Annotated in this window: 29 protein-coding genes; 26 read left to right on the plus strand and 3 right to left on the minus strand. The window is 73.6% G+C overall.

The genetic code is table 11. The features are described 5' to 3' along the window. Positions 1–108: 108 nt before the first annotated feature. The 12 genes from OG990_RS02410 (at position 109) to OG990_RS02465 (ending at position 10,547) form a co-directional block, all read left to right on the plus strand. A complete protein-coding gene (locus tag OG990_RS02410) occupies positions 109–801 on the plus strand; it encodes a cell division protein SepF (protein ID WP_328418875.1) in 693 nt (230 codons plus the stop codon). Between the two features lie 30 nt (positions 802–831). Then, entirely contained in the window at positions 832–1,137 is a 306-nt protein-coding gene (locus OG990_RS02415) for a YggT family protein (protein ID WP_030334503.1), read from the plus strand. A 44-nt stretch (positions 1,138–1,181) separates the two neighbouring features. Then, on the plus strand, positions 1,182–1,988 hold the full coding sequence (locus OG990_RS02420) for a DivIVA domain-containing protein (protein WP_328426792.1): 807 nt from the start codon (positions 1,182–1,184) through the stop codon (positions 1,986–1,988). 79 nt (positions 1,989–2,067) lie between these two features. Further along, positions 2,068–2,820 (plus strand): hypothetical protein, encoded by a 753-nt coding sequence (locus OG990_RS02425; RefSeq protein WP_406078863.1) that lies wholly within the window; start codon positions 2,068–2,070, stop codon positions 2,818–2,820. An 11-nt stretch (positions 2,821–2,831) separates the two neighbouring features. Further along, a complete protein-coding gene (locus tag OG990_RS02430; RefSeq protein ID WP_328418873.1) occupies positions 2,832–3,137 on the plus strand; it encodes a DUF167 domain-containing protein in 306 nt (101 codons plus the stop codon). Between the two features lie 22 nt (positions 3,138–3,159). Then, entirely contained in the window at positions 3,160–4,659 is a 1,500-nt protein-coding gene (locus OG990_RS02435) for a potassium/proton antiporter (RefSeq protein WP_328418872.1), read from the plus strand. 226 nt (positions 4,660–4,885) lie between these two features. Further along, positions 4,886–5,305 (plus strand): TraR/DksA C4-type zinc finger protein, encoded by a 420-nt coding sequence (locus OG990_RS02440; RefSeq protein WP_328418871.1) that lies wholly within the window; start codon positions 4,886–4,888, stop codon positions 5,303–5,305. Between the two features lie 64 nt (positions 5,306–5,369). Beyond that, entirely contained in the window at positions 5,370–5,987 is a 618-nt protein-coding gene (lspA, locus tag OG990_RS02445; RefSeq protein WP_328418870.1) for a signal peptidase II, read from the plus strand. Continuing rightward, positions 5,984–6,928 carry an RluA family pseudouridine synthase gene (locus OG990_RS02450; RefSeq protein WP_328418869.1) on the plus strand — a complete coding sequence of 315 codons (945 nt, stop codon included), beginning with the start codon at positions 5,984–5,986 and terminating at the stop codon, positions 6,926–6,928. Before lspA ends, OG990_RS02450 begins: the two co-directional genes overlap by 4 nt. Before the next feature lie 42 nt (positions 6,929–6,970). Beyond that, entirely contained in the window at positions 6,971–7,990 is a 1,020-nt protein-coding gene (locus OG990_RS02455) for a hypothetical protein (RefSeq protein WP_386984029.1), read from the plus strand. 74 nt (positions 7,991–8,064) lie between these two features. After that, the gene (locus OG990_RS02460) at positions 8,065–9,633 is read left to right on the plus strand and encodes an AAA family ATPase (protein WP_406078864.1); all 1,569 of its coding nucleotides are present in this window, start codon (positions 8,065–8,067) and stop codon (positions 9,631–9,633) included. A 56-nt stretch (positions 9,634–9,689) separates the two neighbouring features. Beyond that, the gene (locus tag OG990_RS02465) at positions 9,690–10,547 is read left to right on the plus strand and encodes a DUF2567 domain-containing protein (protein ID WP_406078865.1); all 858 of its coding nucleotides are present in this window, start codon (positions 9,690–9,692) and stop codon (positions 10,545–10,547) included. Here OG990_RS02465 and OG990_RS02470 read toward each other — a convergent pair. Further along, positions 10,462–11,166 (minus strand): LON peptidase substrate-binding domain-containing protein, encoded by a 705-nt coding sequence (locus OG990_RS02470; RefSeq protein WP_328418865.1) that lies wholly within the window; start codon positions 11,164–11,166, stop codon positions 10,462–10,464. The two genes, OG990_RS02465 and OG990_RS02470, sit on opposite strands and share 86 nt — an antisense overlap. Before the next feature lie 105 nt (positions 11,167–11,271). Between OG990_RS02470 and hisD the strand changes: the two genes are divergently transcribed. The 12 genes from hisD (at position 11,272) to hisF (ending at position 19,619) form a co-directional block, all read left to right on the plus strand. Next, positions 11,272–12,594 carry a histidinol dehydrogenase gene (gene hisD / locus OG990_RS02475; RefSeq protein WP_406078866.1) on the plus strand — a complete coding sequence of 441 codons (1,323 nt, stop codon included), beginning with the start codon at positions 11,272–11,274 and terminating at the stop codon, positions 12,592–12,594. Beyond that, positions 12,591–13,679, plus strand: a complete 1,089-nt coding sequence (locus OG990_RS02480; protein WP_328418863.1) for a histidinol-phosphate transaminase — start codon at positions 12,591–12,593, stop codon at positions 13,677–13,679. The genes hisD and OG990_RS02480 overlap by 4 nt, the downstream gene beginning before the upstream one ends. 37 nt (positions 13,680–13,716) lie before the next feature. After that, a complete protein-coding gene (gene hisB / locus OG990_RS02485) occupies positions 13,717–14,328 on the plus strand; it encodes an imidazoleglycerol-phosphate dehydratase HisB (protein WP_406078867.1) in 612 nt (203 codons plus the stop codon). Positions 14,329–14,386: 58 nt separating this feature from the next. Continuing rightward, positions 14,387–14,557 (plus strand): hypothetical protein, encoded by a 171-nt coding sequence (locus OG990_RS02490; RefSeq protein WP_406078868.1) that lies wholly within the window; start codon positions 14,387–14,389, stop codon positions 14,555–14,557. A gap of 79 nt (positions 14,558–14,636) precedes the next feature. Next, entirely contained in the window at positions 14,637–15,269 is a 633-nt protein-coding gene (gene hisH, locus OG990_RS02495) for an imidazole glycerol phosphate synthase subunit HisH (RefSeq protein ID WP_406078869.1), read from the plus strand. Between the two features lie 36 nt (positions 15,270–15,305). After that, a complete protein-coding gene (locus tag OG990_RS02500) occupies positions 15,306–15,629 on the plus strand; it encodes a hypothetical protein (RefSeq protein WP_406078870.1) in 324 nt (107 codons plus the stop codon). 14 nt (positions 15,630–15,643) lie between these two features. Further along, complete coding sequence (priA, locus tag OG990_RS02505) at positions 15,644–16,369, plus strand: bifunctional 1-(5-phosphoribosyl)-5-((5-phosphoribosylamino)methylideneamino)imidazole-4-carboxamide isomerase/phosphoribosylanthranilate isomerase PriA (RefSeq protein WP_328418859.1); 726 nt, start codon at positions 15,644–15,646, stop codon at positions 16,367–16,369. After that, the gene (locus OG990_RS02510; RefSeq protein ID WP_355605071.1) at positions 16,366–16,755 is read left to right on the plus strand and encodes a RidA family protein; all 390 of its coding nucleotides are present in this window, start codon (positions 16,366–16,368) and stop codon (positions 16,753–16,755) included. The genes priA and OG990_RS02510 overlap by 4 nt, the downstream gene beginning before the upstream one ends. Before the next feature lie 92 nt (positions 16,756–16,847). Further along, the gene (locus OG990_RS02515) at positions 16,848–17,294 is read left to right on the plus strand and encodes a MarR family winged helix-turn-helix transcriptional regulator (RefSeq protein ID WP_406078871.1); all 447 of its coding nucleotides are present in this window, start codon (positions 16,848–16,850) and stop codon (positions 17,292–17,294) included. Between the two features lie 5 nt (positions 17,295–17,299). Further along, positions 17,300–17,731 carry an organic hydroperoxide resistance protein gene (locus tag OG990_RS02520; RefSeq protein WP_355605148.1) on the plus strand — a complete coding sequence of 144 codons (432 nt, stop codon included), beginning with the start codon at positions 17,300–17,302 and terminating at the stop codon, positions 17,729–17,731. Positions 17,732–17,778: 47 nt separating this feature from the next. Continuing rightward, on the plus strand, positions 17,779–18,777 hold the full coding sequence (locus OG990_RS02525; protein WP_355605076.1) for an NADP-dependent oxidoreductase: 999 nt from the start codon (positions 17,779–17,781) through the stop codon (positions 18,775–18,777). Positions 18,778–18,851: 74 nt separating this feature from the next. Beyond that, positions 18,852–19,619 (plus strand): imidazole glycerol phosphate synthase subunit HisF, encoded by a 768-nt coding sequence (hisF, locus tag OG990_RS02530; protein ID WP_406078872.1) that lies wholly within the window; start codon positions 18,852–18,854, stop codon positions 19,617–19,619. 6 nt (positions 19,620–19,625) lie between these two features. On the opposite strand, the gene OG990_RS02535 is transcribed toward hisF, so the two are convergent. Together OG990_RS02535 and OG990_RS02540 are read right to left on the minus strand one after the other, a co-directional pair. After that, positions 19,626–20,087 carry a hypothetical protein gene (locus tag OG990_RS02535; RefSeq protein ID WP_328418854.1) on the minus strand — a complete coding sequence of 154 codons (462 nt, stop codon included), beginning with the start codon at positions 20,085–20,087 and terminating at the stop codon, positions 19,626–19,628. A 101-nt stretch (positions 20,088–20,188) separates the two neighbouring features. Continuing rightward, positions 20,189–20,851: a YitT family protein gene (locus tag OG990_RS02540; protein ID WP_386984013.1), complete on the minus strand. Its 663-nt coding sequence runs from the start codon at positions 20,849–20,851 to the stop codon at positions 20,189–20,191. A gap of 59 nt (positions 20,852–20,910) precedes the next feature. Here OG990_RS02540 and OG990_RS02545 point away from each other — a divergent pair, with 59 nt between their 5' ends. Further along, positions 20,911–22,368, plus strand: coding sequence for a PLP-dependent aminotransferase family protein (locus OG990_RS02545; protein ID WP_355605085.1), 1,458 nt, complete (start codon positions 20,911–20,913; stop codon positions 22,366–22,368). A 126-nt stretch (positions 22,369–22,494) separates the two neighbouring features. Further along, a complete protein-coding gene (locus OG990_RS02550; protein WP_406078873.1) occupies positions 22,495–23,808 on the plus strand; it encodes a low temperature requirement protein A in 1,314 nt (437 codons plus the stop codon). The last annotated feature ends 28 nt before the right edge of the window (positions 23,809–23,836 follow it).

Here is a 23,836-nt window from a genome sequence, read left to right on the forward strand (position 1 = left end):
ATCGCGCGCCAGGGGATTGCCGTTCCGGTCCGATGGGCATGGTTGTCCACTCGCGACGAGCGACATGGCACGGGGGCGCGTGCCGCACGGCGGACGGAAGGGCGCGGGATGGGTGCACTGCGCAAGGCGGGGGTCTGGCTCGGTCTGGTCGAAGAGGACGACGAGCGGGCCTACGATGACGGTGGCTACGACAAGGGTGGCTACCGTGACTCGCGGTACCGGCAGAGCCGGTACGCCGAGGAGTTCGCTGACGAGGACGACGACGACACCGAGGAGCCGCCGGCTCCCCGGCCGCGGGCCAGTGAGCGGGGTCGGCTCTCCGACCGGGCGAACGGGCGCGTCAGCGACTCCGACCGGGGCGACGGCGAGCGTCCGGAGCGGGTCGAGCGGTCCAGCGTCCGGTCGATCACCCGGTCGTCTGCCGGCGAGACCTCCGGTGCGCTGACCTACCACACCCGGGACAACCTTGCCCTCGCGCCGCAGGCCAGCCTGCGTGAGCGGGCGGTGCCCGAGGAGGAGCAGCGCTACCAGATCACCACGCTGCACCCGACCACCTACCGGGAGGCGCGCACCATCGGTGAGCACTTCCGCGACGGGGTGCCGGTGATCATCAACCTCACCGAGATGGATGAGGCCGATGCCCGCCGTCTGGTTGACTTCGCCGCCGGTCTGGCGTTCGGGCTGCGCGGTACGATCGAGCGCGTGACCAATCGGGTGTTCCTGCTCTCACCGGCCAATGTCCAGGTCACCGCGGAGGACAAGGCCAAGATCGCTGAGGGCGGTTTTTTCAGTCTGAGTTGATCCCGCCCGACCCGAGGGACGTCGCTGACCGTGTTGTCGATCTTGCTGCAAGTGTTGTACCTGATCCTTTATGTCTTCCTGCTCCTTCTTCTGTCCAGGTTTGTGCTGAGCGCCGTCCTGCAGTACGGCCGTCGGTGGCAACCGGGGCGTGGAGCATCGGCAGGATTGGAATCCGTGTGGAGCGTCACTGATCCCCCTCTCAACGCGTTGAGGCGTGTGATCCCTCCGCTGCGAATTGGTACCGTGAGCATCGACCTGGCCTCCCTTGTGCTCCTGGTTATCCTGTTCGTGCTGATGGAGTTCGTGTTAGGGCCGTCGATCAGGGCATCTGCCTGATGACCGACGCGCTTTCGCGGCCGCAACTGACCCGAGGAGTTTCGATGCCGCTGACCCCGGCCGACGTCCACAACGTCGCCTTCAAAAAGCCGCCGATCGGCAAGCGGGGCTATGACGAGGAGGAGGTCGACGCCTTCCTGGACGAGGTTGAGCGCGAGCTCGCCCGTCTCATCGAGGAGAACAACGAGCTGCGCGCCCAGGTGGAGCGCGGCGGCCGTGGCGGTGCCCCCGCCGGCCCCGGCGGCGACGCCCGACTGGCGGCGGAGCTCAACGACGTCAAGGCCCAGCTGGACCGGGTGCAGCGCGACAAGGCGTCCGCCGAGCAGGCCGCCCGCGCCATGCAGGCCGAGCTGGAGCAGGTTCGCGCGACCGGCGGCCCGGCGGTCACCGGTGACGGTGAGCAGCAGGCCCTGCGCGTGCTGATGATGGCCCAGCGCACCGCCGACGACCACGTGTCCGACGCGCGCCGCGAGGCCGACCAGCTGCTGTCCGAGGCCCGCGGCAAGGCCGAGGAGGTGACCCGCGAGGCTCGCGCGAAGGCCGACGCCCTCGAGCGGGACGCCCGCCAGCGGCACCAGGAGGCCATGGGCGGCCTGGACGCCAAGCGCACGGCGCTGCAGAAGCACATCGAAGAGCTCAAGCAGTTCGAGCGCGAGTACCGCACCCGCCTCAAGGCCTACCTGGAGAGCCAGCTGCGTGACCTCGACGGTCGCGGCCAGGGCCTCGAGGCTGAGATGACCCGCTCCGAGGCAGGCCGGGTCGCCGGTGGTGGCAACGGGCTGGCCGCGGCGGGCCTCGCCGGTTCGTACGGCGGCGGCGGGCGCTCCGGCGCCCTCGAAGCCGGACGCTGAGCACCGGCCGGCGATCGCGTCCGCCGATGGTGACGGTCGCCGGCCCCGCCTGGACGGTACGACGCGGCGGGGGTGAGCCGTGATAGTCGCAAGTCTGCTGCTCATCCTCGTCGCGGTGGTGCTGCTGGTGCTCGGCCTGGCCGGTGGCTCCAGCTTTATGTTGATCATCTCCATCGCGGCCAGTCTGCTGGCCGCCGTGGCGTTGGTGGTGGGCGCCCGCCAGGCAGCCGCCAACCGCGCGACGGCGGAGCCCGGCCGGCCCGGCTGGCGGCACCCCGGAGCGCCCCGCACGGCCAACCAGGCCGGACCGGGTGTCGCGTACGGGCCACCGTTGGTCGAGCCGGAAGTCCCGGTCCAGCACGTGCCCACGACGTTCGGTACCGGCGGCACCGGGTGGCGGCAACCACCCGAGCCGCCGGCCGACCACGCGTCGCCCTTCGACGCGCCGGTGGAGCAGGGGCCGCCCTTCGCGACCCCGGCCGACCAGGCGCCCACCCCGGCCGATCAGGCGTCCACCTCCGGCGGCCAGGTGTCTCCCTTCGCGGCCCCGGTCGACGAGGCGGCACGCCTCGATGCCCCGGCGGCCGAGGCGGCAGACGACGAGCCGACCGAGCAACCGATCACCCCGGCCGAGGCGGCCCGGGTCGCCCGGTTGCCCGACCCCGTCGAGGTGGTGGACGGTCGGCCCCGGTACCACCTCGCCACCTGCTCGCACCTGGCCGACCGGGTGCCCGAGACGCTGCCGGTCGCCGAGGCCGTCGAGCTCGGCTTCACCCCGTGCGCGCACTGCGCGCCGGCCACCGCCCTGCTGGCCGACGCCCGGCCGATCTGAAACGGCGTCCGGTGACCGCCCAGGACACGCTCACCGTGGCGGTACGGGTGAAGCCCAACGCATCCCGGGACCGGGTCGGCGGCCGGTTCGACGGCCCGCACGGCCCCGCCCTGGTGATCGCGGTGCACGCCCCCGCGGTCGACGGTCGGGCCACCGAGGCCGCCCGCCGGGCGTTGGCCGGCGCGTTGGGCGTCCGGCCGGCGGCGGTGTCGCTGCGTACCGGCGCGGCCAGCCGGGACAAGCTCTTCCTCGTCGACCGTCCCGGCCCGGGGCTGTCCGAGGTGCTGTGCCGCCTGCGCGACGGATCCGCCGGGTGAGGAACGCCCGGGCCAGGCAACCGTGACGCCCGGGCTGGATATCGCGCTGCTCCTCGGCGCGGCCGTGCTGCTGGTGGCGGTCGGCGCGGTCCGGCTCTCCACCCGGCTCGGGGTGCCCAGCCTCCTGGTCTACCTGGCGCTGGGCGTGGCGATCGGCGAGTCCGGGCTGGGCATCCGCTTCGACGACGTCGACCTGACGCGGACCCTCGGCTTCTGCGCCCTGATCGTGATCATCGCGGAGGGTGGCCTGACCGCCCGGTGGAGCACCCTGCGTCCGGTGCTCGGGCTGGCCGCCGCGCTCTCCACGGTCGGCGTGGTGGTCAGCATCGGGGTGGTCGGCGTCGTACTGCACCTGCTGCTCGGGCTGGACTGGCGGCTGGCGCTGCTCTACGGCGCGGTGCTCTCCTCGACCGACGCGGCCGCTGTCTTCGCCACCCTGCGCCGGCTGCGCCTGCCACCCCGGCCGGTGGCCACGTTGGAGGCCGAGTCGGGCATGAACGACGCCCCGGTGGTGCTGCTGGTGGTGCTCCTGTCCCACGAGGGCTGGTCGCACCCGTGGTGGTACGAGGCCGGCCTGGTCGCCTACGAGTTGGGCGTCGGCGCCGCGGTGGGCGTGGGCGTCGGCCTGGGCGGCGCCTGGGCGCTGCGCCGGGCGGCACTGCCCTCCTCCGGGCTGTACCCGATCGCCGCGGTGGGGATCACCGTGCTGGCGTACGCCGCGGGGGCGGTGCTGCACGCCTCGGGGTTCCTTGCCGTCTACGTGGCCGGGGTGCTGCTGGGCAATGCCCGACTGCCGCACCGGCAGGCGATTCTCGGCTTCGCCGACGGGCTGGCCTGGCTCGCCCAGATCGGCCTGTTCGTGCTGCTCGGGCTGCTGGTCTCGCCGGTCCGGCTGGACGCGGCGGTGCTGCCGGCGGTGGTCGCCGGGCTGGCGCTGGTGCTGCTGGCCCGGCCGCTGTCGGTGTTCGTGTCGGCGCTGCCGTTCCAGGTCGGCCTGCGCGAGCAGGCGTTCCTGTCCTGGGCCGGGCTGCGGGGGGCGGTGCCGATCGTGCTGGCCACCATTCCGCTCTCCGAACGGGTGCCCGGCGCGGAACGGCTCTTCGACGCCGTCTTCGTGCTGGTGGTGATCTTCACGCTGGTGCAGACCGGGACGCTCGGGCCGTTCGCCCGCCGGCTGGGGGTGACCGCGCCGGCCGAAGCCACCGAGATCCACGTGGAGACCGCCCCGCTGGAGCGGATGCGGGCCGACCTGCTCCAGCTGGAGGTACCACCGGGGTCGCGGCTGGCCGGCGTGCACGTCGACGAGCTGCGGCTGCCGCTGGGCGCCTCGGTCACCCTGGTGCTGCGCGACGGCGTGGGCTTCGTGCCCGGCCCGGACACTCGACTGAAGACCGGCGACAGCTTGTTGATCGTGGCCACCGCCGGGGTGCGTGACGCCGCCGAGCGGCGGCTGCGGGCGGTCAGCCGGCGGGGTCGGCTGGCCCGGTGGTTTGGTGAGTACGGGGATGAGGCGCCCGGTTGATCTGCTAACGTTCCCTTTGCCCCAGTTAGGCAAGGCTCGGGGCTGTGGAGCGGTGCGACGGTGCGGCACGTTGTCGGACGCCTGTACGTTCCGTATTCTTGCCAACCTCCGGAGTGTGCGGCCTTCGTTGCCGTGCGCCCCTTTTCGTACATAGGGGACGCCCTGGTCGGCGCCCCCTGACCAGGCATCGCGGGCCACCCCGGTGCCGCGGCCGAGGGAGCGACCCATGGCGAAGCCAGCCGACACCAAGACCGCCGGCCGAAAGCCGGTGGCCAAGGCCACCCGCAGCGCGGCGGAGACCGAGAAGATCCGGGCGGCGCTGGCGGCGCGGCGGGACGAGCTTCGCGCCGAGTACGATCAGACGCTGAGTGAGATCACCGAGCTGCAGCGCGATCGGCTGACCGACTCGGCCGGGGACGACCAGGCCGACACGGGCACCAAGACGCTCGAGCGGGAGCAGGAGATCTCTCTCGCCAACAGCATCCTGGAACGGATCACGCAGGTCGAGCGCGCCCTGGAGCGCCTCGACGAGGGTGGATACGGCTGGTGCGAGCGGTGCGGCAACCCGATCCCGGTCGAGCGCCTCGCCGCCTTCCCATCCGCCACCCTGTGTGTGACGTGCAAGCAGCTGGAGGAGCGGCGCTGAGGTCCGCTCCCCGGCGGCGATGAGACGGTGAGCGATCACCGCCGAGACTGTCGATGGGGAGCGCATGACCGCAGCACCGTCCGCCGAACCCGGCCGCACCGACCCGGGCGGGGGTAAACGCCGGCCCCGGGCCATCGCGATCCTCGCCGGAGTCGCCCTGGTGGCCCTGCTGGCCGACCTGGTCACCAAGCACCTCGCGCTGGCCGCGCTGACCGACCGGGAGCCGGTCCGGTTGCTCGGCGGACTGGTCTACCTGAGCCTGACCCGCAACAGCGGTGCGGCGTGGAGCATCGGCTCGGACCACACCTGGGTCTTCCCGCTGATCACCATCGGTGTGGTCGGCTGGATCGTCTGGATGGCACTGCGGCTGCGCTCGCTGCCCTGGGCGATCTCACTCGGCCTGGTGCTCGGCGGCGCGCTGGGCAACCTCATCGACCGGATCTTCCGGGCACCCTCCCCCTTCCACGGGCACGTGGTCGACATGATCAGCCTCTTCGACCCGTACGGCCAGGTCTGGCCGGTGTTCAACCTGGCCGACAGTTCGCTGGTGTGCGGCGTGCTGCTGGCCGTGCTGCTGGAGCTGACGGGCCGTCAGCGTGACGGCCGGCGGGTCGGTCGCGACGGCAAGCCAACCGACGCGAGCGAAGCCACCCACGGCGCCGACCAGCGGGAGCGGGCGTGACCTCCGCGTTCGCCGCTGGCGGCGACCACCGTTCACTGCCCGTGCCCGACGGCCTCGAGGGGATGCGACTGGACCAGGCGGTGTCCCGGCTGTTCGGGCTCTCCCGCACCGCCGCCGCGGCCCTGGTCGATGCCGGGGACGCGCTGGTCGACGGCACGGCCCGGCCCAACTCGCACAAGGTCAAGGCCGGCTCGTGGCTGGATGTCACGCTGCCGGCGCCGGTCGCACCACCGACCATGGTGCCGCAGGCGGTGCCCGGCCTGCGGGTGGTGTACGCCGATGACGACATCGTGGTGGTGGACAAGCCGGTGGGCGTGGCCGCGCACCCGAGCCCGGGCTGGACCGGCCCGACGGTGATCGGCGCGCTGGCGGCGATCGGGCACCGCATCTCCACCAGCGGCGCGGCCGAGCGGCAGGGTGTGGTGCACCGGCTCGACGTGGGCACCACCGGGATCATGGTGGTGGCCAAGAGCGAGCAGGCGTACACCGCGTTGAAGCGGGCCTTCAAGTACCGCGAGGTGGACAAGGGCTACCACGCGGTGGTGCAGGGGCACCTGGACCCGCTGCGCGGCACCGTCGACGCGCCGATCGACCGGCACCCCACCCACGACTACCGTTGGGCCGTGGTCTCCGGCGGCAAGCCGAGCATCACCCACTACGACACGCTGGAGGCGTTCCCGGCGGCCAGCCTGGTCGACGTCCGACTGGAGACTGGCCGAACCCACCAGATCCGGGTGCACTTCTCCACTCTGCGGCACCCCTGTGTGGGCGACCTCACCTACGGTGCCGACCCCACCCTCTCGGCCCGGCTCGGGCTGGCCCGACAGTGGCTGCACGCTCGCGAATTGAGCTTCCTGCACCCCCGAACGGGGGACGAGGTCCGGTTCGTCAGCGACTACCCTGACGACCTGGAACGCGCGCTTCAGGTCCTGCGTGACTGAGCGGCGGCCACCCGACACCGATCCGACGAGGGGATCCCGCCCGTGCGCGCCGGCGACCTGCTGCGGCAGTTGGACCAACGGCTGCTGCCGCCGCTGACCCGGGCCGTGGGCCGGCTGAATGACCGGTCGGCGCGGTTCGGGGTGCTCACCTGGGCCGCTCTGCTCTCCACGGCGGCGGTGCTGGGCACCGCGGTCTGGGCCGCCGACGACACTCCGGTCGGCGACCGGACGGTGGGCGAGGTGACCCGGGTCGGAGTCGTCGACGGCGACTCCGTCCCCGGCTACCTGCGGTCCGCCGCCGCCGACCTGGCCGCGCTGCCGACGGCGGCCCCGGCCACCGGGGACGGGACCTACGCCCTGGTCACGCTTGGCGCGTACCTGCCGCCGCAGCGACTGGCGGCGGTGCTCGGCGACGTGCCGGTCTCGACGGTCTTCGGGCGGGTGCCGCTGCCTGGCCGGCAGACCGAGATCGTGAAGATTCCCGCGCTGCGGGTGCCGGACGACGTGGTCGCCGGGATGGAGCAGGTGGCCGTCCGTAAGGACACCGAGGCCGCCGACTACCGGGCCAGGGCCGCCGCGGTGAGCGGCGACGGTGCCGCCGAGCGGGAGTTGCGCGAGCGGTACGCCAGCGGCGCGGGCGTGGCGACGGCCGAGGCGGCGGCGTACCGCACGGGCTGCGCCTGCGTCTACGCGGCGGTGGTGCGGGCGACGCCGGGGGTCCTGCGCGGGGTGGCTGCCCGGCCGGACGTGCGGGCGGTCGACCCCGCCCCCGAGGTGTACCGGCTGGACCGCACCGTCTTCACGCCGCCGTTGCCCGAGCAGCACGACGTGGTCCGTCCGCCCGCCGACAGCGGGCCGACTCCGGACCCGACCTCGGACGGGCGCGGGGAGCCGGCGCCGGTGTCCCCGGCGCCGATGGGCGAATCGTCGGAACCCGCACCGGTCGTGACGATCCCGTCACCCGAGCCGTCGTCTGTGGAGCCCACCGAGCCTGCCCCGCCGACCGTCGCCACCTCCCCGGACGCCACCGGTTCCGCGCCGTTGGCACCCAGCCCGTCGTGATCCGCGCCGGGTGATGTGCACGCCGTGGTGTGGTCCGAATAGGGTTTCCTTCGTAGCCTGTCAGACGGAGATCGATGGCGCTGGGAGGGCGGGCCGTGGAGGGCAGTGAGACCGGCTGGGGCCGGCCGGCCGAACCAGCGCCGAGGTGGCGGGCATTGCTGGACCGCGCCCGGCACGGCAGCCGCGCCGCTGAGCAGGCCGAGCCCGAGCGGCCGGCCGAGGAGCCACCGCCGGCTCCCCTGCCGCGGCGCGCGAACCCCAACGGCTACTCCGGTCGGGCATCGGCCATCGGGCACCCGGCCGAGCTGTCGTACGGCGCGGAGCCCGGTTACCGGGCCGAGGCGACCTACCGGGTCGACCCCGCCTATCGTGCCGAGCCGACGTACCGGGCCGAGCCGGACTACCGGGCGGAGTCCGCGTACCGGGCCGAGCCGGACTACCGGGCGGAGCCCGCGTACCGGGCGGAGCCGGACTACCGGGCGGAGCCGGTGTACCGGGCGGAGCCGGACTATCGGGCCGAGCAGGCGTACCGGGCGGAGCCGGTGTACCGGGCCGAACCCGAACCCGAGCCGCCGCCGAGCCGGGCCGAGCCGGTCCAGTCGCGCTACGCGCTGCTGGACAACGGCTACCGCAACGGCAGCCCGCCGGTGGAGTCCCGGTACGCGCTGCTGGAGACGGGCTACCAGCCGGAGACCGTCTACCCGCCGGCCCCGCCCGCCCCGCCGGTCACGCCGACCCCGCCGGTCATCCCGCCAGCTGCCCCGGCGGTCGGCTCGGCGATCGCGGAGCGGGGCTACCCGGCCCGTATCGAGTGGCGCCCGCAGGGTGTCGATCCGGAGCTGGAGCGGGCCAGCGGCGTGCTCCGCCGGGAGCTGGGCACCCCCCGGGTGTTCGCGTTCGCCAACCCCAAGGGCGGGGTGCACAAGACCACCGCGACCGTGCTCGCCGCTGCCACGGTCGGCAGCGTACGCGGGCAGGGCGTGCTGGCCTGGGACGACAACGAGCTGCGCGGCACCCTCGGGCTGCGCGCCGGCAGTGCCCGACACGCCCGGACCATCCGCCACCTGATCACCGACCTGGCCCAGATCGAGATCCTTGAGGGCTCGACCCTGCTGGAGCGGTTGGACGACTACCTGCGGCACGCCTCCGACGGCTCGTACGACGTGCTGGCCGGAGAGGAGAGCCCACGCTTCGCCCAGCGACTGGACCAGTTCACCGTCCGGAGGGTGCTGGAGCTGCTCCGGCGTACCCACGACGTGGTCTGCGTCGACACCGGCAACAACGTGGAGAGCGCCAACTGGCGCACCGTGATGCAGGCCGCCGACCAGCTGGTGGTGACCACCGTGCCGCGTGAGGACGCCGCGTTCAGCGCCGACTGGATGCTCGATCTGCTGCACGAGGAGGGCATGGGAGAGCTGGCCGACAACGCGATCACCCTCATCTCCTGCCCGACGCCGGGCCGCCTGCCGCTGCAGGACGACCTGGAGCGGCACTTCGCCACCCGGACCCGCGGGGTGGCCGTGGTGCCGTACGACCCGGCACTGGAGACCGGCTCCTCGATCGAGTACCACCAGCTACAGCCGGAGACCCGGCAGGCGTGGCTGCACGCGGCGGCGATGATGGTGGAGCCGTTCGCCCGGTGAGCTGGTCTGCCGCCACCGGCGCCCCGGCCCCCCACCGGGCCTGAGAGGATCATCGGGTGAGCCCGGACACCCCCGACCCTGAGCGGCCCGTCGACGACACCGACCGGCCCGCGCCGCCCGGCGCGTCAGGTGCGACACCGTCGTCGTCGGCCGAGCCGACGGCCGTGCCACCGCCGGACCGACCGTTGCCGCCAGCCGGGTTCGATCCGGCCGGTTCTCCACCCTCGGCCGCGTACCAGAGCTCGCTGGAGCAGGGCGCCGACCAGCCGCCTCGCCGGATGCGGGTCGCGGCGACGGTGCTCGGGACCGCGCTCGCGCTGGCCGTGCTGGGTGCACCGCTCGGGCTGCTCTGGGCCGCCCTCGCGCCGGACACCCCGGTGCTCAAGACCGCCGAGGGGGCGATCTACGCCGAGCCGCAGCCGGAGCAGCCGATCGCCGCCGACGGCTGGTTCAGCGTGCTCGGGCTCGCCTTCGGGGTGCTCGCGGCGCTCGTCCTGTGGTTCGTGCTGCGCAGGTGGCGTGGCCCGGTCGGGCTGCTCGCCGCCGTGCTGGGCGCACTGGCTGCCGCGCCGGTGGCCTGGCAGGTGGGCCGGCGGGTCGGCCGGGCCACCTTCGACCGGCTGCTGGACACCGCCCCGCCCGGCCAGGCCTTCAGCAAACCCGCGGACCTGCGGGCCGGCGGGGTCGACTGGCTGCTCGGCGTGCTGCCGGTGCCGCACGGCAACCTGCTGCTGCCGGCGTTCGGCGCCGCGATCATGTACACCCTGCTGGCCGGCTGGTCGCGCTGGCCGTCACTGCGCCCGGAGCCGGAGCCCGACCCGACCGCGTTCAGTTGGGCGTTGGCGGGGACGCCAACTCCGCCAGCGGCACCGGAACCGCCCGCACCTGGCGCAGCAGAGCCGCCTCGCGGTTGAGCAGCCGCAACTCGGCACGGAGCCGGGCGGCGGTGTCGTCGATCGCCAGCAGCCGCTGCCGGTCGTCGACGGTCAGCGCCGCGGTGGCCGCCACCAGGTGGGAGAGCACGGTCGGGTCCTCCGGCAACTGCTCGGAGATCTCCTCCGGGTCGGACCGGATCAGGCCCAGGTACTGCCGGAACACGGCGATCACCCGGGCGGCGAGCAGGTCGGCCACCTCATCCGAGCCGGCCGGCTCGGGCAGCCACTCGACCTCGGCGGTCAGGTAGGGCGCGGAGCGGTCGTCGACGTCGGCGACCCGGAACCGGCGCCGGCCGACCGTGACGATGTCGAAGCCGCCGTCGGGCAGCTTGGTCACCTGGCGCAGCTCGGCGGTGCAGCCCACCTCGTGCAGGGTGACGTCGCCGCTGACGGGCGTCGCCCGCGTGCCTGGCCCGGTCGGCGCGACCTCCCAGCCAGCCTGGATGGCCACCACCCCGAACTCGCGCGGGGCACCCTCGGGCAGGTCGACCAGGTGCCGGACCAGAGCCCGGTAGCGCTCCTCGAAGATGTGCAGCGGTAGCACCAACCCGGGAAAGAGCACCGTTGCGAGCGGGAACACCGGCAGCCGTGCGGTCACAGGTCGAGCCTAGCCAATCCTGACCGCGTCGGCGTGGCCCGGCTCACCGTCCCGGCTGGCGGGCGGCCCGGGTGGGCTCCGGACCGGCCGCCTAGACTCGCAAGGGTGCTGAATCGGATCGACCTGCGCAATGGTCTCGGTGACCCGCGCCGCCTGCTGCCCCGTGCCCAGCTCGACGTGTCGGTGGCCGTCGAGCGGATCCGGCCACTGGTGGAGGCGGTCCGGGAGCATGGGTACCCGGCGATCCGGGAGGCCAGTGAGCGGTTCGACGGCGTCTCGCCCGAGGTGCTGCGGGTGCCGGTCGAGGCGATCGCCGAGGCCGAGGGGGTGCTCGACCCGGAGGTGCGCGCCGCGCTGCTGGAGTCGATCAGCCGCACCCGCCGTGTGCACGCCGACCAGCGGCGCACCGAGCACACCACGCAGGTGGTGCCCGGCGGCACGGTCACCGAGCGATGGCTGCCGGTCGACCGGGTGGGCCTGTACGTCCCCGGCGGACTGGCCATGTACCCGTCGACCGTCGTGATGAACGTGGTGCCGGCCCAGGCGGCCGGGGTGCGCTCGCTGGTGGTGGTCAGCCCACCACAGAAGGACAACGGTGGCCTGCCCGACCCCCGGGTCCTCGCCGCGTGCGCGTTGCTCGGCGTCGACGAGGTCTACGCCGTGGGCGGTGCCCAGGCGGTGGCGATGCTGGCGTACGGCGCCGCGGTCGACCCGGCGGGTGAGGCGCGCTGCGAGCCGGTGGACCTGGTCACCGGCCCGGGCAACATCTGGGTGACCGCCGCCAAGCGGCTGCTGCGTGGTGTGGTCGGCATCGACGCCGAGGCCGGGCCGACCGAGATCGCCATCCTGGCCGACGACACGGCCGATCCGGCCCACGTCGCCGCCGACCTGATCAGTCAGGCCGAGCACGACCCGCTCGCCGCGAGCGTGCTGGTCACCCCGTCGGTGGCGCTGGTCGAGGCGGTCGAGCGGGAGTTGGCCCGGCAGGTGCCGGCGACCAAGCACACCGAGCGGGTGACCGCCGCGCTGACCGGTGAGCAGAGCGGCGTGGTTCTGGTCGACGACCTCGAGGCCGGGCTGCGGGTGGTCGACGCGTACGCGGCCGAGCACCTGGAGATCCAGACGGTCGACGCCCGGGTGTGGGCGCTGCGGGTACGCAACGCGGGGGCGATCTTCGTGGGCGCCTGGTCGCCGGTGTCGCTCGGCGACTACTGCGCCGGCTCCAACCACGTGCTGCCCACCGGTGGCTGCGCCCGGCACTCCTCCGGGCTGTCCGTGCAGTCGTTCCTGCGCGGCGTGCACCTGATCGAATACACCGAGGACGCGCTGCGCGAGGTGGCCCCGCACGTGGTCACCCTGGCCACTGTGGAGGACCTGCCCGCGCACGGCCAGGCGGTCCGGGCCCGCTTCCCGGGAGGGTCGGCGTGAGCTCGCTCGACGACCTGCCGATCCGCGACGACCTGCGCGGGCTGTCGCCGTACGGAGCGCCGCAGCTGGACGTGCCGGTGCGGCTGAACACCAACGAGAACTCCTACCCGGTGCCCGAGCCGGTGGTCGAGGCGATCGGCAAGGCACTCACGGCCGAGCTGCGCGAGCTGAACCGCTACCCGGACCGGGACGCCGTGGCGCTCCGCGCCGACCTGGCCGGTTACCTCGGGCACGGGCTCACCGTCGAGCAGGTGTGGGCGGCCAACGGCTCCAACGAGATCCAGCAGCAGCTGCTCCAGGCGTTCGGTGGTCCGGGTCGCAGTGCGCTCGGCTTCGTCCCGGCGTACTCGATGCACCCGCTGCTGGCGCTCGGCACCGGCACCCGGTGGGTGCCGGTGCGGCGCGGCGTCGACTTCGGGCTGACCGCCGACGAGGCGGTGGCCCAGGTCCGCGAGCACCGGCCCGACGTGGTCTTCCTCTGCTCGCCGAACAACCCGACCGGCACCGCGCTGGACCCGGCGGTGGTCGCCGCGGTGCTCGACGCCGCGTCCGGCATGGTGGTGGTCGACGAGGCGTACGCCGAGTTCGCCCGGCCCGGCACGGTCAGCGCCCTCGCCGTGCTGCCCGGGCATCCGCGGCTGGTGGTCACCCGGACGATGAGCAAGGCGTTCGGCTTCGCCGGCGGGCGGCTGGGCTACCTGGCCGCCGATGCGGCGGTGGTGCAGGCCGTGCAGCTGGTCCGGCTGCCGTACCACCTCTCCGCGCTGACCCAGGCCGCCGCCCGCGCGGCGCTGGCCCACCGCGACGCCCTGCTCGGTACGGTGAGCGCGATCATGGTGCAGCGGGACCGGATCGTGGCGACGCTGCGCGGGCGCGGCCTGCGGGTGGCCGACAGCGACGCCAACTTCGTGCTCTTCGAGGTGGGCGGTGACCAGGCCACCGCCTGGCGCGTTCTGCTGGAGCAGGGTGTGCTGGTCCGCGACGTCGGCCTGCCCGGCTGGCTGCGGGTCACCGCCGGCACCCCCGCCGAAACTGACGCCTTCCTTGCCGCGATGGAGAGACTGCCATCGGAGCGCGGGGAGTGAGCGTGCGAGACCCGCAGTCGCGACCGAGAGGTGAGCAATGAGCCGGACCGCCCGGGTGGAGCGGATCACCAAGGAGACCAAGGTGCTCGTCGAGATCGACCTCGACGGCACCGGAACGGCCGAGATCAGCACCGGCGTGGGTTTCTACGACCACATGCTGCACCAGATCGCCCGGCACGGCGGCTACGACCTGACCGTGCGCACCGTGGGCGACCTGGAGATCGACGCGCACCACACCATGGAGGACACGGCGCTCGCCTTGGGCGCCGCGTTCGACCAGGCGCTGGGCGACAAGGCCGGCATCCGGCGGTACGGCTCGGCGACCGTCCCGATGGACGAGGTGCTGGTCCGGGCCGCGGTGGACCTGTCCGGCCGGCCGTACGTGGTGTACGACGAGCCGGTGCTCGCGCCGTACATCGGCCCGGTGTACCCGACCAGCATGACCCGGCACATCTGGGAGTCCTTCGGCCAGGCGGCCCGGATCACCCTGCACGTCGACGTGCTGCGGGCGGCCCGGCCGGGCGGTCACCCGGACGCGCACCACGTGGTGGAGGCGCAGTTCAAGGCGGTCTCCCGCGCGCTGCGCGAGGCCACCGCGATCGACCCGCGAGCGGCGGGCGCGATCCCGAGCACGAAGGGGGCTCTCTGATGAGCGCGAGGAGTGCAGCGCAGCGGAGCCCCGCAGTCGCGAATGGAAGGTGGCTCTAATGGGTGGCGCTTTGCCGACGTTGTTGCTGATCCTGGCCGGGGTGCTGGTGGGGGGTGCCTGGTCGCTGTACCGCCAGGGCGCGTCGAAGGCTGCCGTGGTGATCACCGCGTTGCTCGCCGTGCTCGCTACGATCGGCGGCGTGCTCTGGCTGCTCCCGGGGGACGCGTGAGCGCGAGGAGTGCGGCGCAGCGGAGCCCCGCAGTCGCGAACGAGAGGTGGCGCCGGGTGAGCGTGAGACGGTTGACGACATGAGCGACGTGGTGGTGCTCGACTACGGCTCGGGCAACCTGCGCTCGGCGGAGCGGGCGTTGGCCGCCGCCGGCGCGGCCGTGCGGGTGACCGACGACCTGGCGGCCGCGGCTGCCGCGGATGGTCTGGTGGTGCCGGGGGTGGGTGCCTTCGCCGCGTGCATGGCCGGGATCGAGGCGCTCGGCGCCGGTCCGGTGATCGCTGAGCGGGTGGCCGCCGGGCGGCCGGTGCTCGGCATCTGCGTGGGCATGCAGGTGCTCTTCGAGCACGGCGACGAGCACGGTGTGGTGACCAAGGGGCTTGGGCTGCTGCCCGGCGGGGTTACCCGGCTGGCTGCCACCCGGTTGCCGCACATGGGCTGGAACACGGTCCGGGCGCCGCGGGAGTCGGTGCTCTTCACTGGTCTGCCGGCGCAGAGCCGGTTCTACTTCGTCCACTCGTACGCGGTGGGCGACCCGTCCGCGCTGGCCGCCGCTGGCGCCGTGGTGACCACGGCCCACCACGAGGCCGATTTCGTCGCCGGGGTGGAGCTCGGTTCGCTGTCGGCGGCTCAGTTCCATCCGGAGAAGTCCGCCGACACCGGTGCCGCGCTGCTGCGCAACTGGCTCGCCACGCTGCCCAGCGGTGACTGAGCGCAAACGCCCGGCGCCCGCCCGACGGGGCTCGCGGTGAGCCGGGAACGGGCCCGTCGTCGGGCGGAGCGCGAGGCGGAGCAGGCCCGGGAGCGGGCGGCCCGGCAGCGCCGGGTGGCCCGCCGGCAGCGCCGCCGGGCGCTGGTCCGCCGGTTGACGCCGCAGGTGCGGCGGGGCCGATCCGGCCGGCTGGCTCGGCACACCCGGGGTGAGCGGGCCGCGATCGTGCTGCTCACCGCGGCGGCGGTGATCCTGCTCTGGACGTTCGTGGACGATCTGGCGTTGCGTATCGCGCTGATCGCGCTGCTGCTGCTCGTACTGCCGGCGATCGTCGTGATCGCCCTGGACCGTCGTACCTGATCGAGGAGAAGACGTTGAGCCTCACCCTGTTACCCGCCGTGGACGTCGCCGACGGCCGGGCCGTCCGGCTTGTGCAGGGCGCCGTCGGAAGCGAGAGCATCTACGGTGACCCGCTGGACGCCGCGCTGGCCTGGCAGAGCGACGGCGCCGAGTGGATCCACCTGGTCGACCTGGATGCGGCGTTCGGGCGGGGGACCAACGCGCACCTGCTCGCCGAGGTGGTGCGCCAGCTCGACGTGAAGGTGGAGCTGTCCGGTGGCATCCGCGACGACGAGTCGCTGCGCGCGGCGCTGGGCACCGGGGCGGCCCGGGTGAACATCGGCACCGCTGCCCTGGAGGACCCGGTCTGGTGCGACCGGGTGGTCGGGGAGTACGGCGACCGGGTCGCCATCGGGCTGGACGTGCGCGGCCGTACCCTCTCCGCACGCGGCTGGACCCGCGACGGCGGTGACCTGTACGAGGTGCTGGAGCGGCTGGACAAGGCGGGCGCCTGCCGGTACGTGGTCACCGACATCACCAAGGACGGCACCATGCGCGGGCCGAGCCTGGACCTGCTGCGCGAGGTGTGCGGTCGTACGGACCGGCCGGTGATCGCCTCCGGTGGTGTGTCCACGCTGGACGACCTGCGGGCGCTGTCCGCCCTGGAGCCGCTCGGGGTGGAGGGCGTGATCGCCGGTAAGGCGCTCTACGCGGGCGCCTTCACGGTGGCCGAGGCGCTGCGGACGCTGGCCGAGTCGTGACGGTCACCCGTCTCGGCTCGGGCGGGCCGTGGGAGCAGCGGTACGGCTACTCCCGGGTGGTCCGGGCCGGCAATCTGGCCTGGACGGCCGGCTGCACGGCCACGGTGGACGGCCGGGTGGTGCACGTCGGGGACCCGGCCGCGCAGACCGCACAGGCGCTGCGGATCGGGCTGGCCGCGCTCGCCGAGGTGGGCGCGGAGCCGGGCGACGTGGTCCGTACTCGGATGTACGTGACCGATCGGCTGCACGCGGACGAGGTTGGTCGGGCGCACAACGCGGTCTTCGGCGCGGTCCGGCCGGCGGCGACGCTGGTGGTGGTCGCCGGCCTGCTGGACCCGGAGCACCTGGTCGAGGTGGAGCTGGAGGCGTATCTCGCCGACCGCTGAGGCGGTGGTGGTGGTCCCGCGGTGATCGCCGTCCTGGCCGAACCTCGGCCCGATAGGTTGTGCACAACTTAATTGTGGGCTATGGTTTGCCGGTGACCGATGACCTGGTGCTGCGCCGGCAGGTGTGCTTCGCGCTCTACGCCGCGTCGCGCGCCCTGACCGACGTCTACCGGCCGATCCTCGACGGCTTCGGGCTGACCTACCCGCAGTACCTGGTGCTGCTGGTGCTCTGGGAGCGCCCCGACGACGCCCCCACGGTCTCCGAGCTCGGTGCCGAGCTGCAGCTGGACTCCGGCACGCTCTCCCCGCTGCTCAAGCGACTGGAGGGGGCGGGCCTGGTGGTGCGGCGGCGGTCGGCGCGCGACGAGCGGCGGGTCGAGGTGGGCCTCACCGAGCAGGGCCGCGCGCTGCGGCAGCAGCTCTGCGACGTCCCGCTGCGGATCGCCCAGGCCACCGGGCTGGGCATCGACGAGCTTGTCGCGTTGCATGACACCCTCACCCGGGTCACCGACACCATCCATCGACAGAAGGAGCAGTGACCATCATGCAGGTGCTCTACACCGCTTCCGCCACGGCCAGCGGCGACGGCCGGGACGGCCGCGTCGAGACCTCCGACGGCACGTTCGCCCTCGACCTTGCCGTGCCGAAGGAGATGGGTGGCGCCGGTGGTGCCGCGAACCCCGAGCAGCTCTTCGCCGCCGGCTACGCGGCCTGCTTCCACTCCGCGCTGCGGCTGGTGGGCCGCAGGGCCAAGGCCGACGTGACCGGGTCGGTCGTCGCCGCCGAGGTCGGCATCGGCCCCAACGGCAACGGCGGCTTCGGGCTCACCGTGCAGCTCGTCGTCGACCTGCCCGCCGTTCCCCGGGAGCTCGCCGAGCAGGTGGTCGAGCAGGCCCACCAGGTCTGCCCGTACTCCAACGCCACCCGCGGCAACGTCGACGTCACGCTGACCGTCCGCGAGACCCTGGCGGCGTGACGTCGCCGACCCAGGCCCCGACCGCGGACGAGAGGACGACCACCCCCGTGACCAGCAACCGTGAGATCCACCTGGCCAGCCGCCCCCAGGGCTGGCCCACCGAGGAGACCTTCCGGCTCGTCGAGACCGACGTCCCGACGCCCGGCCCGGGCCAGATCGTGGTCCGCAACCAGTACATGTCGGTTGACCCGTACATGCGCGGCCGGATGAACGACGTCAAGTCGTACGTGCCGCCGTACGCGCTCGACGCGCCACTCGACGGCGGGGCGATCGGCGAGGTGGTGGCCAGCGAGGCCGCCGACGTCGCGGTCGGCGACACGGTGCTGCACGGGCTGGGCTGGCGGGAGTACGCGCTGCTCGACGCCAGCGCCGCCCGCAAGGTCGACCCGAGCCTGGCCCCGGTCAGTGCGTACCTCAGCGTGCTGGGCATGACCGGGATGACCGCGTACGCCGGGCTGCTCGAGGTGGCCGCGATGAAGCCGGGCGAGACGGTCTTCGTCTCCGCCGCGGCCGGCTCGGTGGGCAGTCTGGTCGGCCAGATCGCCAAGCTCAAGGGCGCCGGCCGGGTCGTCGGCAGCGCCGGCTCGGCGGCCAAGGTGCAGCGGCTGCGGGCGCTGGGCTTCGACGCCGCGTTCGACTACCACGACGGGCCGGTCCGCGACTCGTTGCGGGCGGCCGCCCCGGACGGCGTCGACGTCTACTTCGACAACGTCGGCGGCGATCACCTGGAGGCGGCGATCTCGGCGATGAACCTGCACGGCCGGGCGGCCATCTGCGGGATGATCGCGCAGTACAACGACACCGAGCCGCCGGCCGCGCCGCGCAACCTGGCGCTGGTCATCGGCAAGCGGCTCACCCTGCGCGGCTTCCTGGTCCGCGACCACGGCCACGTGCGGGAGGCGTTCGTCCGGGACGTCGCCGGCTGGCTGCGCGAGGGCCAGCTCTCCTACGACGAGACGATCGTGGACGGCATCGAGAACGCCCCGGCGGCGTTCCTCGGCCTGTTGCGCGGCGAGAACCTGGGCAAGATGCTCGTCCGGGTGTGACCCAGACCTCGTTCACGGCGGTCGGCCCGAACGGGTCGGCCGCCATGCCGTGCGCGGAGGATAGGCTTCGCGGCATGACGGTGGCGGTGCGCGTGATCCCCTGTCTGGACGTGGACGCCGGGCGGGTGGTCAAGGGGGTCAACTTCCTCGACCTACGCGACGCCGGCGACCCGGTGGAGCTGGCCGCCGCCTACGACCGGGCCGGCGCGGACGAGCTGACCTTCCTCGACGTCACCGCGTCCTCCAGCGACCGGGGCACCATGCTCGACGTGGTGCGCCGCACCGCCGAGTCGGTGTTCATACCGCTGACCGTCGGCGGCGGGATCCGGCAGGTCGCTGACGTGGACACTCTGCTGCGCGCTGGCGCGGACAAGGTCGGCGTGAACACCGCAGCCATCGCCCGGCCGGAGCTGATCACCGAGATCGCCGACCGGTTCGGCCGGCAGGTGCTGGTGCTCTCCCTCGATGTGCGCCGGGCCCCGGCCGGCAGCACGCCCAGCGGCTTCGAGGTCACCACGCACGGCGGCCGGCGCGGCACCGGGATCGACGCGGTGCACTGGGCGCAGCGAGGGGCCGAGCTGGGCGCGGGGGAGATCCTGCTCAACTCGATGGACGCCGACGGCACCAAGGCGGGCTTCGACCTGGAACTGATCGCCGCGGTACGGGCGGTGGTGGACGTGCCCGTGATCGCCAGCGGCGGCGCCGGCGAGGTGGCGCACTTCCCACCGGCGATCGCCGCCGGCGCGGACGCGGTGCTCGCCGCCAGCGTGTTCCATTTCGGCGAGCTGACCGTGGCCGAGGTCAAGGACGTGCTGCGCCGCGGCGGCCACCCGGTGCGCTGAGCCCGGTCAGTACCCGCCGGACTGACCCTCCGGCGAACGCCGGGGGGTGGGGATCGAGCGGACCATGTACTCCTGGACGGCCGCCGCGTGGTCGGCCTCGTCCAGGCTCCAGTCGGCGCTGGCCGGCGCGTGCCGGCGGCTCAGCACGCCCTGCACGGTGTCCACCATGGTCGCCACCCCGGCGCGCGGCCTGGTGCGCCAGAGCTGCTCGCCGTCGGCGGTGATCCGGAACCAGCCGTCCGTGACGCTGACCAGCCCGGCGCCGACCAGCCGCTGGACCGCGGCCTCCACCTCGTGGCGCTGCGGGATCGCGTGATTGAGGTGATCGGCGGTGGAGAGCACGTCGGTCAGGCGGACGCCCTCCGGCCGGCGGCTGGTGGCCGACCGACGGTGCCGCCCCGCCCCGCTCGCGATGACCAGCGACACGAAGATCCAGGCATCGGTCCAGCGCCAACCGTTCTCCCCCATGCAGAGATGATGACGGCGAGCGTCGCGGAAGGGAACACCCACCCACCATCCGGCCCGCCGCACCACCGTGGCGTGCCGGTCCGCGAACGGTCGGTGAGGGCTCAGACGGCCGGCGCGGCCGGCGCGGCGGTCGCCGGAGCGGGTGCGGCGGTGTCCGGTTCGGGCACCGCGAACAGCGGGATGAAGAGTTGGGCCAGCGGACCGATGGCCAGCGCGTACGCGACGGTCCCCAGGCCGACCGTGCCCCCCAGCAGCCAGCCCAGCGCCAGCACGGTGACCTCGATGACCGTGCGCACCAGCCGGATCGACCAGCCGGGCCGGCGGGCCACGAAGCCGGTCATCAACCCGTCGCGCGGGCCCGGGCCCAACCGGGCGCCGAGATACATGCCGGTGGCGGCCCCGTTGGCGACGATCCCGGTAACCAGCAGCGCGATCCGCACGCCGAGCGGGCCGCCGGACGGCAGCAGGGCCAGTGTGGCGTCCACCACCAGGCCGATCACCACCACGTTGCTGACCGTGCCGAGACCGGGCCGCTGCCGTAGCGGGATCCAGAGCAGCAACACCAGCGCGCCGACGGCGATGGTGACCGTGCCGAAGGAGAGCCCGGTCAGCTCGGACAACCCCTGGTGGAACACGTCCCACGGGTCCAGGCCCAGGCCGGAGCGGATCATCAGGGCCATGCTGACCCCGTAGAGGACCAGCCCGACGTAGAGCTGGGCCAACCGTCGCGCCGGCCGGTGCCGGAGATTGCCAATCAGTGCCATGCATGCCACCCTAGGTGCCAATCCTCCCGGAGGGAGAAGCCAATATCGGAGGAGTGGCCATGGCGGGTGAGCTGAGGGGCGTCCAATTGGCCCGCCTGCTCGGGCAGTGGCACGCCCTGCCGGGTCGGCGGCGCAGCCCCGACTACGCCGCCCTGGCCAGCACGGTGCGCGGGTTGCTCGCCGACGGCCGGCTACCGCTGGGTGTCCGTCTGCCGGCCGAACGGGAGCTGGCCGAGGCGCTGCGGATCAGCCGCACCACGGTCACCGCCGCGTACCGGCAGTTGCGCGAGACCGGGCACCTGGCCAGCCGTCGGGGCGCCGGGAGCTGGACCATGCTGCCCGGCAACCACCGGGTGGCCAGCACCGGCCTCTGGACCCCGCTGGACGACCGGGAGATGATCGACCTCGGCGTCGCCGCGCTGGCCGCCCCGCCGCAACTGCTGGCGGCAGCCCGGGCCGCCGCCGAGGACCTGCCCCGCTACCTGGGCGGGGCCGGCTACCACCCGACCGGCATCATCGAGCTGCGCGAGGCCGTGGCCGACGGGTACACCGCCCGGGGCCTACCCACCTCGGCCGACCAGATCATGGTCACCAGCGGCACCCAGCACGCACTGGACCTGGTGTTGCGGCTCGCCCTGGCCCCCGGTGGCAGCGTGCTGGTCGAGTCCCCGACCTACCCCAACGCCCTCGCCGCGCTGGCCGGCCGGCGCGCCCGGATCACCACTCACGGCCTGGCCGCCGACGCCGGCGGCTGGGAGTCCGATCTGCTGCTGGGCAGCCTCCGGCAGACCCGGCCCAAGCTGGCCTACCTGATCCCGGAGTTCCAGAACCCGACCGGGCACCTGATGCCGGCGTCGCTGCGTGAGCGGGTGGTGGCCGCCGCCCACGCCGTCGGCACCGACCTGGTCATCGACGAGTCCTTCGTGGACCTGCCACTGGACGGCACGGAGCTACCCCCGCCGACGGCCACCTTCGACCGGCACTCCCGGGTGGTCACGATCGGCGGGATGAGCAAGCCGTACTGGGGCGGCCTGCGGATCGGCTGGGTACGCGCCTCCGCGCCGCAGGTGCAGCGGCTGGCCGCCGTCCGGGTCGGTGTGGACATGGCCAGCCCCGTGCTGGACCAACTGGTCGCGGTGCACCTGCTCGCCGACGCGGCGGCCATTGTCGCGGGCCGTCGTGTCCAGCTCGCCGCCCAGCGCGACGCGCTGCTCGGCGCGCTGGCGCACCGGCTGCCGGACTGGCGGGTCACCGTGCCGCGCGGCGGTGTGACGCTCTGGGCCGAGCTGGACGGCCCGGTCTCCAGCGCGCTGGCCCGGGCCGCCGAGGAGGTCGGCGTCCGGCTGGCGCCCGGTCCTCGGTTCGGCCTCGACGGCACCCTCGAGCGGTTCCTGCGGCTGCCGTTCACCCTGCCCGCCGCCGACCTGGTGGAGGCCGTGGGGCGGATCGCCGCGGTCCGCTACGACCTGGACCGCACCGGCCGGCAGCGCTGGCGGGAGCCAGCCGTCATCGCCTGAGTCCCGCCGCACACCCGCGTCCCGCTGAGCCGAGCAATCGGCAGGCCCGCCCGCAGGGCCGCCGGCCGACTGCCGAGGTCATCCAATCGGGCCTGCCGGTCCGCCCCGTGCTGACAGACTGCCGGGATGGGCGGCGGAGGCGGGGTCCGGTGGTCGCGCGGGATCCGGCCCGGCGCCCCCGGTTCCCGCACGAACCGACTGGAACTCTTCTACGACCTGGTCTTCGTTTTCGCCTTCCTCAACGTCACCACGCTGACCGCCGACAATGCGAACGCGTCCGGCTTGATCCGTTGCCTACTGGTGCTGGCCCTGCTCTGGTGGTGCTGGACCAGCTTCGCCGCCTTCGGCAACGTGGTGCGCACCGACCAGGGGATCGTCCCGTTGGTCGGCTTCGCCAGCATGGCCGCGGCGTTCGTCTTCGCGCTGAGCATGCCCCAGGCGTTCCGCGACGCGCCCGGCGGTCTGTATGGCCCGCTGGTCTTCGTGACCTGCTACTTCCTGGTCCGCGCGTTCCAGGTCGCGATCTTCGGCTGGGTGGTCCGGTACGACCCGCGGCTGCGCCGCCGCTCGTTGCTGCTCGCCGTGCCGGTGCTGATCTCCACCGCGCTCATCGTCAGCGCCCCGCTGCTGCCGCCGCGGCTGTTCGACGTGCCGATCGGGACCGGCATCCGGCTGACGCTGTGGCTGGTCGCCATCGCCGTCGAGTACGGCTTCGGCCTGCTGCTCCGCCGCACCGGATGGACGCTCGTCTCGGCTGGACACTGGGCCGAGCGACACGCGCTGATCATTCTGGTCGCACTCGGTGAGTCGATCATCTCGCTCGGGCTCGGCCCCGGGTTCATCACCGGCCTACCGCTGACCTGGCCGGTGATCATCGCGGCGGTACTGGGCATCGCCGTGGTCGCCGCGCTCTGGTGGGCGTACTTCGACACCCTCGCCCTGGCGCTGGAGCAGCGACTGCACCGGACCCGTGATCAGGACCAGCGCCGCGCGCTGGCCCGCAGCGCGTACACCTACCTGCACCTGCCGATGGTGGCCGGGACGATTCTGTTCGCGCTGGGCCTCAAGGGGCTGCTCGCCGACGCGGCAGACCCGTCCACGCCGAGCTGGGGTGTGCCGCTGCCCGGCTTCGACCTGCTGACCCTGTACGGCGGGGTGGCCCTGTACCTGCTGGCGCTGGTGGCCCTCGGGTGGCGTGGGCTCGACACCCTGCGCCGGCCGTCGGCCGTGGCGATGGGGCTGATCGTCGTGCTGATGCCGGTCGCGGCCCGACTGCCGGAGCTGCTCGCGCTGGGGCTGCTCGGTCTGGTCGTCCTGGCGGCCACCGTGGTGCAGACGGTGGTGGACGCGACGCTGCGCCGGCAGGTGCGCGAGGTGGCGCTGACCGAGCAACTGGCCGCCGAGGCCGACCAGACGCACTGGCGGGGGCGGCACCTGTGAACGCCAGCGGCCCCGCACCCGGGCGGGT

It is taken from the genome of Micromonospora sp. NBC_00858 (assembly GCF_045207365.1).
Classification (GTDB): domain Bacteria; phylum Actinomycetota; class Actinomycetes; order Mycobacteriales; family Micromonosporaceae; genus Micromonospora.

Coding starts and splice junctions, on each gene's coding strand:
- OG990_RS02410 (WP_328418875.1), top strand. CDS start 109: ATGGGTGCACTGCGCAAGGCGGGGGTCTGGCTCGGTCTGGTCGAAGAG.
- OG990_RS02420 (WP_328426792.1), top strand. CDS start 1,182: ATGCCGCTGACCCCGGCCGACGTCCACAACGTCGCCTTCAAAAAGCCG.
- OG990_RS02440 (WP_328418871.1), top strand. CDS start 4,886: ATGGCGAAGCCAGCCGACACCAAGACCGCCGGCCGAAAGCCGGTGGCC.
- lspA (WP_328418870.1), top strand. CDS start 5,370: ATGACCGCAGCACCGTCCGCCGAACCCGGCCGCACCGACCCGGGCGGG.
- OG990_RS02460 (WP_406078864.1), top strand. CDS start 8,065: ATGGCGCTGGGAGGGCGGGCCGTGGAGGGCAGTGAGACCGGCTGGGGC.
- hisB (WP_406078867.1), top strand. CDS start 13,717: ATGAGCCGGACCGCCCGGGTGGAGCGGATCACCAAGGAGACCAAGGTG.
- OG990_RS02490 (WP_406078868.1), top strand. CDS start 14,387: ATGGGTGGCGCTTTGCCGACGTTGTTGCTGATCCTGGCCGGGGTGCTG.
- hisH (WP_406078869.1), top strand. CDS start 14,637: ATGAGCGACGTGGTGGTGCTCGACTACGGCTCGGGCAACCTGCGCTCG.
- OG990_RS02520 (WP_355605148.1), top strand. CDS start 17,300: ATGCAGGTGCTCTACACCGCTTCCGCCACGGCCAGCGGCGACGGCCGG.
- hisF (WP_406078872.1), top strand. CDS start 18,852: ATGACGGTGGCGGTGCGCGTGATCCCCTGTCTGGACGTGGACGCCGGG.
- OG990_RS02535 (WP_328418854.1), bottom strand. CDS start 20,087: ATGGGGGAGAACGGTTGGCGCTGGACCGATGCCTGGATCTTCGTGTCG.
- OG990_RS02540 (WP_386984013.1), bottom strand. CDS start 20,851: ATGGCACTGATTGGCAATCTCCGGCACCGGCCGGCGCGACGGTTGGCC.
- OG990_RS02545 (WP_355605085.1), top strand. CDS start 20,911: ATGGCGGGTGAGCTGAGGGGCGTCCAATTGGCCCGCCTGCTCGGGCAG.
- OG990_RS02550 (WP_406078873.1), top strand. CDS start 22,495: ATGGGCGGCGGAGGCGGGGTCCGGTGGTCGCGCGGGATCCGGCCCGGC.